This window comes from Cysteiniphilum halobium (assembly GCF_003574425.1).
Classification (GTDB): domain Bacteria; phylum Pseudomonadota; class Gammaproteobacteria; order Francisellales; family Francisellaceae; genus Caedibacter; species Caedibacter halobius.
The window spans coordinates 1-8,278 of the sequence record NZ_QLIU01000074.1; the positions used below are offsets into that span (position 1 = coordinate 1).

The window sequence follows — 8,278 nt, forward strand, 5'->3', positions numbered from 1 at the left end:
TTTTGTGGCTTTGATTGAAAAGAATACTAAAATAGCGCTATTGTACTGCTGACATCATTACGATAGTTTTACTATAAGTAGACTTTAATAGCTTAGGACTAAATAGGCATGTCATCACGCGCATTTAATTCATAAAATGCCGCTACCATGATCATAATAATAAAAGGCAATGTTAATGCATCAACAAAGATAATAACAACATGCTCAACACCAAAGTTTACATTCCCGGCTTGGCCTATTGCCATAAATAGCGCATATATAACATATTTAAGTAGAAGCACTAACATTACAATAAAACCCAACTGCAAGGCATAGAGTAAATTGCCAGTTAGTAAGCGAAAATTCTCACGGAAACTCATCCACACACCGACATTCCCAAGAAGCACTGTCGGTAACAAGATAAGTGTAAAGCTTGCTGCCAACCAAAGGCCAAATATATTTAAAAAACTTGCCAAGAACCATAGAAAACCATTTAAAATACAGACCATTAAGAACGATGGAAAGCGCTTTTTAAAAATTGAAAAGGCTTTTTGGATAGCATTTTTTTGTGCCATACCTTCTTTAAGGTAATTACCACCAACACATATCAAAAGCCCATAGACACACATGGTTACAAACATTGAAAATAAACCCAAAAATACCAGAAATTGAGCATCAGGAAAGCCATTTGGCAATTCACCTGTTTGCATATAACTGTGTACTGCCTTGCTAACACCAGAATTTAAGGCATATAATTTAAAATACTCAGCAATCGCAGCACTAATAATTGCTAATAAAAAGCACGATTTTAGTGTCACACGATACATCTGCCATGCGCTTTTGAGTGTATTAACAATAGCACCTTTATTTTTTAACATCGATTATTTCCATAAAGCTATTTGACCTAAAAAAGTTATTGTGGCAGATTAATCAAATCTTATAGTTATAGCAATGTTTAGATGGCAGGAATTTAAATATGGAATTCTCAGATCGCGTTAAAGACCATTTCAGTCACTCAATTCAAACAAGCATCCTGATTGCCGATGGTTTAGCCGATGCTGTCGCTCATGCAGGCCAAGTCTTGGTATCAAGCATTTTATCTGGTAAGAAAATTTTAAGCTGTGGCAGCGGTGGTTCAGCTGCACTTTCCAACTACTTTAGTACACAACTCTTACATAAGTTTTCAATGGAGCGCCCAGCGTTACCGGCTATCTCTTTATCTAGTGATAGTACTGTATTAACTTCTATTGCTAATGATCAAAGTTTCCGCTATGCATTTTCACAGCAAATCAGTGCTTTGGGACAATCCGAGGATATTCTGTTATGCATTAGCACCGCAGGAAATGCTGAAAGTATTGTAGAGGCCATCAAAACAGCGCATGAAAAAAATATGCATATTATTAGCTTAACCGGCAAAGATGGTGGTAAGATACGTGCCATGTACAAGTCTGGCGACCTTGAAATTTGTATTCCTTCCGAGCAAGTTGCCTGCATCCACGAAGGGCAATTGACGATAATAAATTGCCTTTGTGAAGCAATTGATCATGGTCTCTTTGGCGTATAACCAAGCATAAATACTAGTAATAAAAGTTGTAAACATGAAAAATAAACTCATTTTTTTTGCTGCTTGCGGCACACTACTGCTTTCAGGCTGCAGTATTTTTACCCCGTACACCCCACCGATTCAACAGGGCAAAATCATCTCTCAAGATGTTATGAAACAAATTAAACCAGGGATGACAAAAGAACAGATAAAATACATTTTAGGCACCCCAGATGTGATTGATCCTTTTGCACAAGATCAATGGAATTATATTTACAGTTATCAAAACTCATTTGATGCACCACGCTCGGAAAAACAACTTATTTTAACATTCAAGAATAATAAACTGACACAGGTCAGTGGTGACTACTCACCACCTGAAACTGTGTATATGAGTAAGTAATAAATCACTTTTCTCATTTCGTAGCAAATCTTTAACTTTCAATCTATACTATCTAGCATGTAATGGATAACCATTTGACTGCTTATGACTCAGCACGGAATCAGTAGTTTCCTACTTAGCCAGAACCTTATTAGTAATGAAGACCTTGAACATGCTATTGATAAAATAGACGATAGCAATGAACAACTCATCACACACCTGATTCACAATAAACTACTTGATGCAAACGTATTTGCTATCAAATCATCCCAGTTTTTCAACCTACCACTTTTTGACCTTAATGCTTATGATTTGGATTTTTTTCCACGCGCCTTTTTAGACGAACGTTTAATTAATGATTATGTGTGCTTGCCTCTTTATAAAAGAGATAATGTTTTACTATTGGCAACCAGTGATCCCCTAAACTTAAATGCCGTACGTGAGTTTCGCTTTTTTAGTAATCTGGATATTGAACAGGTAGTTGTCGATGACACAATACTTATGCGCTTTATCAAAGAGGTTACTGAGAACACCACTGATAATGCCCTTAAAACGCTTGAAGGCATGGATCTTGAAGAGATTGACTTAGATATTGTTGAAGCAGATGATTTCGAAGATGAGGATGATTTTGGTGATAACGATGAGCCAGTCATTAAATACATCAATAAAATCATTGTTGATGCCATCAATAAAGGTGCATCGGATATTCACTTTGAACCATATGCAACAAACTTTAGAATTCGCTATCGTATTGATGGACTTTTACAAGAAATAGCCTCCCCTCCGCTTAAAATTGCCGCGCGCACTGCTGCGAGAATTAAAATCATGTCGCAGCTAAATATTGCTGAAAAGCGTATCCCACAAGATGGGCGCTTTAAATTAAAAATCTCCAAGACGCATGTAATTGATTTTAGGGTAAGTACTTGCCCAACAGCCTTTGGTGAAAAAGTCGTTTTAAGGATTTTAGATCAGGCAAAAACCAATTTGAGCGTTGATAAACTTGGCTTTGAACCGCATCAACAAGAGATCTACCTTGCTGCGTTAAAACAATCACAAGGTATGATTTTGGTAACAGGTCCTACAGGTAGTGGTAAAACGGTGACACTTTATACCGGACTACACATCATTAACACAGTTGATAAGAATATCTCAACCGCCGAAGATCCAGTTGAAATCAATGTCAACGGAATCAATCAAGTACAAATCAACAACAAGCAAGGACTGACTTTTGCCCGTGCCTTGAAGTCTTTTTTGCGTCAAGATCCAGATATTATTATGATTGGTGAGATTCGTGATTTTGAGACAGCAGATATCGCGATTAAAGCGGCACAAACCGGGCATTTAGTACTATCAACTGTACATACCAATAGCGCACCAGAAACGTTAAACCGTCTATTAGACATGGGGATTCCACACTATAACATCATTTCTTCTGTTTCTTTAATCATCGCTCAACGCTTGGCACGTAAGCTCTGTCCTCATTGCAAGAAACCAGCTCCCGATATTACACGTGAACTACTCTTAGATATGGGTATTCGGCCAGTGCATGTTGAACAAAAGTTTACAGCATACACCAATGATCCACATGGTTGCGCGCGTTGTTTTAAAGGATTCCGTGGGCGTGTTGCGATTTATGAAGTAATGCCATTGAGCCTTGCGATGAGTCGTTTAATCGTTGAGGGGCGAAGTACGTTAACCTTAGCTGAGCAAGCACAGCGGGAGGGGATTGATAATCTGCAACAGTCTGCTTTAATTAAGGTAGTTCATGGAGTGACTTCAATTGAAGAAGCACATCGTGTTACCTCAATCTAATATTGATCAGGGTGAATAGATGAAAGCAAAAACCAAAATCAAAAAGCAAACTTTCCTGTGGTCAGGCTATGATCGTCGCGGCATTAAAACCAATGGAATTATTGAAGCGATTAACGTCGATCTCGCTAAGGCACAAGTTGAACGAAATGGAATAAAAATCAGCAAAATAAAAAAACAGCCAATCGAGTTATTTCCTCAACGAATTAAAGAAACTGAAATCACATTACTGGCACGCCAGTTAGCCACAATGGCACAGGCAGGTGTACCAATTATTCGTGCACTAGATACCATTATGGAATCAAGTAAAAACACATCATTTAAAAAACTCATTATCCAAATCAAACAAAATGTGGAAGGTGGTAACTCATTCAGTGATACGCTTAAAATGCACCCCAAACACTTTGATAAATTATTTTGTAGCCTGTGTGCTGCTGGTGAAGAGTCAGGAACACTCGATGTAATGCTTGATCGCGTTGCCTCACATCGCGAATCGGTACAAAGCATTAAAAAGAAAGTCAAAAAAGCACTCACTTATCCTATTATGGTTATTGGTGTAGCAATCATCGTCACTTGGATTTTATTAAATTATGCCGTACCCGCATTTGCGGATATTTTTATCTCATCAGGTACTAAACTACCTACAATCACACAAATTACCATTGATGTTTCTGAGTTTAGTCAGAAGTACTGGTGGGTTTTTGTTTTGTTTGTGGCGTTTTTCATTATGTTATTTAAAGTGGCTAAAAAACGTTATCCCAAAGTACAAGTGTGGATTGACTACACATTACTTAAAGTGCCAATATTAGGAAAAATAATCCAAAAGTCATCGCTTGCACGCTTTGCACGTACGCTTGAAACAACTTCATCAGCTGGGATGCCACTACTTGATGCATTAACCACTGTTGCCAACGCCACGGGCAACGCACGCTATGAAAAAGCAACTTTATTTATTAGGGACGAAGTTTCTAAAGGACGCACTATGTTGCATGCAGCATCTGAAACGCATGTATTCCCAGGATTAATGTTGCAGATGATATCCGTTGGTGAGGAATCAGGACAAGTGGAGGAAATGCTTGCCAACATCGCTAAAATTTATGAAGAAGATGTCGATGTTCTGGTCACCAATCTCAACAGTGCGCTTGAACCCATTATCATGATTATCTTAGGATGTATTGTTGGCTTCTTGATTGTGAGCATGTATGTACCAATGTTTAAGATTGGTGAAGCACTTTAAGAGTTATCATAAAATAAACTAGATGCTTGTGTTGTATTTCCCTTAATTAACACAATTATCCATACCATTAAGTTTGCCTTGCACTTTTAAATCACTCAAGGCTTTCCAACTGGCATTATTACAACCTTGAGGTTGTGTTTTTGGCATGCACCAGGCAGTCCATGTACCTTTATCAACTGTTTGCAGACACTGTTTAAACCCTGGCACTTGTAAATAAGCAGGTGGCAATACTTGAGTTGTCTTCATATTTACATCCTTTGTCGTTAAATGATTCGTATCCTTTTGTGCCAATGTCACATAAGCATTCATCACCATTTTTTTGGAAACGCTAAGATTGTTATTATTACTTGGCGCTGCATCTGCCAGCATGCTCACTTTGTTATACATCACAGCACGCTGCTCAACAGGAGCCTCATTAACACTATAATTGACTGAGCGAATAAAATAATGACTATTAGTCTTACTATTAAAGTCATTCACATACTGTTCAATCGACTTATACATTGAGATCATGGTATTTTCTTTAGCTTGATCTAGCATCTTGGGTGTCGGATCAAAATTAATTACCTCAATCTTAAACCGGCTATTATTCGAGTTGTTATTCTTTAACTCTTTTTGTAAGGTTTTAATTTCTTCACTTGTTAAACGTGCCTGAATAACTAGTCGAATATTTTGCGCACCACTATCTGCTTGCGTTTCCTTATAATCTACAACTTTCCAGTCAATCTTTGGTAAAATATTGGATAGATTATCAATAGCCGCTTTTTGAATAATTGTATTATCACCCTGTAAGGCGGTTGCATTGACGATAATATTCACTAATGCAGTATTTGATTTAACCACAATTTCACTACTTTTAGAAAAACTGATTGTTGATTCTGAAGGTGTATTATTGTCAGCGTAAGCATTTAGACACAGTAATGACGCAGCACTTAATAATATGACTTTTTTTGTTTTATTCATTGAATTCATCCTAATCAATTTTTATTTAACTTAGCGCTAATAATTCTATCTTTTTTAAACAGCAACCACTACTGTGATCCAGCATTTACTTGCAAATCGATACCTTATCTACCATACTCACAAGACATTTAACTAAAAGGATTTATCCCACAATGACAATACAAAAGCTCATCAAGGCAATTCTTTTTGGATTGTTTGTCATCGCATTGGGTGCCTGCACGCATAATCAATTTAGCGCATTTAATTCTCCTAATGCTGATAGCCAGCCTAAAACACCTGGTTATTACAATCCCAACAATCAAAACTATGCTATGCCACAAAACCAACAACCGATTATTCAGAATCAATTCTACTGGAAAGACTCACATGATCAATCAGCTGTTGCACCCAAGTGATTATGTGTTTGAAAGCACTATTATCAGCATCACTATGCTCTTTGACTTAGATCAAAGACAGTTAATATTTTCTGCTTAGAGCGCACTCTAATTGGGATATTTTGAATTAAATGTGCGCCTTACTTATCTGCCAATAGAAATATAGTCAAAACCTAAGTCTTTCATCCGTGATTTATTATACAAATTACGCCCATCAAAAATAATTGGTTTATTTAATCGCGCTTTAATTTTACTAAAATCTGGACTTCTAAAGCTTTGCCACTCTGTCACTACAAATAAAGCATCTGCATTATACAAAGCATTATACGCCTCATCCACAAGCTCATAATCATCACGCTGACCATAACTCTGGGCAAAATTCTCCATCGCCTCAGGATCATATGCTTTGACTTTGACACCATGTTGCCACAGTGTTTCTATCAATACGCGCGCTGACGCCTCACGAATATCATCAGTGTTTGGTTTAAACGCAAGCCCCCAAACGGCAACTGTTTTGCCTTCAATCTCACCGTTAAAATAATCATTAAACTTGGTGAAAAGTACTTCTTTTTGCGCATCATTGACAGCATGCACAGCTTGCAAAATACGCGCTGTATAGCCATATTCATGCGAAGTCTGTCCAAGGGCGCGCACATCCTTAGGAAAACAGGAGCCTCCATAGCCGCAACCTGCGTAAATAAAGTGATAACCAATGCGTCGATCAGCACCAATACCAATACGCACCTTCTCAATATCCGCACCAACACGCTCAGCAATCTGACTCATTTCATTCATAAAGCTAATTTTTGTCGCAAGCATTGCATTGGCAACGTATTTTGTCATCTCAGCAGATCGCACATCCATGATCATTAAGCGATTTTGATTGGGATCAAATGGTGCGTAAAGCTCACGCATAATCTCTGCTGCGCGCTCTGAATTTGCTCCCACCACAATACGATCTGGATGCATACAGTCACTAATGGCGTCCCCCTCTTTGAGAAACTCTGGATTTGATACCACATCAAAGTCAAGTTTCACTCCACGCTGGTTTAACACATTAGAAATCGCCTCGGTAACTTTATATTCTGTACCCACTGGAACCGTTGATTTATTAACAACCACTTTATATTCATTCATCTCTTGAGCCACTGTTTTAGCCACTTGCAACACATATTGCAAATCTGCTGACCCATCCTCATCAGGTGGCGTACCTACTGCAATAAAGATGACTTGCGCTTCATCAATCGCCGATTTTGCCTCCGTGGTAAAACGCAAACGCCCCTTAGTCACATTACGCTTAATGAGTTCATCTAAGCCAGGTTCATAAATGGGTGAAATGCCTTTTTTTAGGTTATCGACTTTGATTTGATCGATATCAACACAACAAACATGATTTCCCATCGCTGCAAAACAAGTTCCCGTCACGAGTCCAACATAGCCCGTACCAAAAATTGCAATCTTCATAAAGTCTCACTTTTAGCTACTCAAATCGCCACCGATCATATCAGAAATAATGCCCAAATTCAGCGAATATTACTTTCTGAAATGCAATTATTGTTGCTTGATATTATGGGTTAGCAGGAAAAAATATCAAAAATCGCTATTGATAATCTCTATTTTTGTGCAAAATAGAGATTATCAATAGCTAATTGCAACTATATTATGTTTAAACGACTGCTCAATATTGAACCTAGCTCGCAACAAAGCTACTTTTTGTTTGGACCAAGAGGCACTGGCAAGACATCTTGGTTAAAGTATCATTTCAAAGATAGTCTTTATTTTGACCTATTAAAGGAAGATACTTACACCTATCTACTGGGTGACGCCACCCGTTTGGATGCCAGCATTCCAAAAGGGTATATAGTAGTTCCAAAATAAATCCAATTTAAGTAAACTATTGACTATATTAGTGTTTGGATTATGGAATGGATGTCATATAGTTTAGATCTTCGTAAGCGGGTAGTTGAGTTTGTCCAAGCCGGTGGTTCAAA

At 37.8% G+C, this 8,278-nt stretch carries 8 protein-coding genes; 5 read left to right on the forward strand and 3 right to left on the reverse strand.

The features are described 5' to 3' along the window. Window positions 1-98: 98 nt before the first annotated feature. Window positions 99-857 carry a hypothetical protein gene (locus tag DNK85_RS10680; protein ID WP_119329551.1) on the reverse strand — a complete coding sequence of 253 codons (759 nt, stop codon included), beginning with the start codon at window positions 855-857 and terminating at the stop codon, window positions 99-101. Window positions 858-955: 98 nt separating this feature from the next. On the opposite strand from DNK85_RS10680, the gene DNK85_RS10685 reads away from it, so the two are divergent. The 4 genes from DNK85_RS10685 (at window position 956) to DNK85_RS10700 (ending at window position 4,950) form a co-directional block, all read left to right on the forward strand. Next, window positions 956-1,543 (forward strand): D-sedoheptulose-7-phosphate isomerase, encoded by a 588-nt coding sequence (locus tag DNK85_RS10685; RefSeq protein ID WP_119329552.1) that lies wholly within the window; start codon window positions 956-958, stop codon window positions 1,541-1,543. A gap of 34 nt (window positions 1,544-1,577) precedes the next feature. Further along, window positions 1,578-1,925 carry an outer membrane protein assembly factor BamE gene (locus tag DNK85_RS10690; protein ID WP_119329553.1) on the forward strand — a complete coding sequence of 116 codons (348 nt, stop codon included), beginning with the start codon at window positions 1,578-1,580 and terminating at the stop codon, window positions 1,923-1,925. Between the two features lie 84 nt (window positions 1,926-2,009). Next, entirely contained in the window at window positions 2,010-3,716 is a 1,707-nt protein-coding gene (gene pilB, locus DNK85_RS10695) for a type IV-A pilus assembly ATPase PilB (protein ID WP_119329554.1), read from the forward strand. Window positions 3,717-3,735: 19 nt separating this feature from the next. Next, window positions 3,736-4,950: a type II secretion system F family protein gene (locus DNK85_RS10700; protein ID WP_119329555.1), complete on the forward strand. Its 1,215-nt coding sequence runs from the start codon at window positions 3,736-3,738 to the stop codon at window positions 4,948-4,950. A gap of 42 nt (window positions 4,951-4,992) precedes the next feature. Here the strand turns inward: DNK85_RS10700 and DNK85_RS10705 are convergent, their stop codons facing one another. Continuing rightward, window positions 4,993-5,913 (reverse strand): hypothetical protein, encoded by a 921-nt coding sequence (locus DNK85_RS10705; protein WP_119329556.1) that lies wholly within the window; start codon window positions 5,911-5,913, stop codon window positions 4,993-4,995. A 152-nt stretch (window positions 5,914-6,065) separates the two neighbouring features. On the opposite strand from DNK85_RS10705, the gene DNK85_RS10710 reads away from it, so the two are divergent. Continuing rightward, on the forward strand, window positions 6,066-6,308 hold the full coding sequence (locus DNK85_RS10710; RefSeq protein ID WP_119329557.1) for a hypothetical protein: 243 nt from the start codon (window positions 6,066-6,068) through the stop codon (window positions 6,306-6,308). Between the two features lie 123 nt (window positions 6,309-6,431). On the opposite strand, the gene DNK85_RS10715 is transcribed toward DNK85_RS10710, so the two are convergent. Continuing rightward, window positions 6,432-7,751, reverse strand: coding sequence for a UDP-glucose dehydrogenase family protein (locus tag DNK85_RS10715; RefSeq protein ID WP_119329558.1), 1,320 nt, complete (start codon window positions 7,749-7,751; stop codon window positions 6,432-6,434). Between the last annotated feature and the right edge of the window lie 527 nt (window positions 7,752-8,278).

What these genes read in the sequence shown, in the direction of transcription:
- DNK85_RS10680 (WP_119329551.1), bottom strand. Translation starts at nt 857, where the DNA reads ATGTTAAAAAATAAAGGTGCTATTGTTAATACACTCAAAAGCGCATGG.
- DNK85_RS10685 (WP_119329552.1), top strand. Translation starts at nt 956, where the DNA reads ATGGAATTCTCAGATCGCGTTAAAGACCATTTCAGTCACTCAATTCAA.
- DNK85_RS10690 (WP_119329553.1), top strand. Translation starts at nt 1,578, where the DNA reads ATGAAAAATAAACTCATTTTTTTTGCTGCTTGCGGCACACTACTGCTT.
- pilB (WP_119329554.1), top strand. Translation starts at nt 2,010, where the DNA reads ATGACTCAGCACGGAATCAGTAGTTTCCTACTTAGCCAGAACCTTATT.
- DNK85_RS10700 (WP_119329555.1), top strand. Translation starts at nt 3,736, where the DNA reads ATGAAAGCAAAAACCAAAATCAAAAAGCAAACTTTCCTGTGGTCAGGC.
- DNK85_RS10705 (WP_119329556.1), bottom strand. Translation starts at nt 5,913, where the DNA reads ATGAATAAAACAAAAAAAGTCATATTATTAAGTGCTGCGTCATTACTG.
- DNK85_RS10710 (WP_119329557.1), top strand. Translation starts at nt 6,066, where the DNA reads ATGACAATACAAAAGCTCATCAAGGCAATTCTTTTTGGATTGTTTGTC.
- DNK85_RS10715 (WP_119329558.1), bottom strand. Translation starts at nt 7,751, where the DNA reads ATGAAGATTGCAATTTTTGGTACGGGCTATGTTGGACTCGTGACGGGA.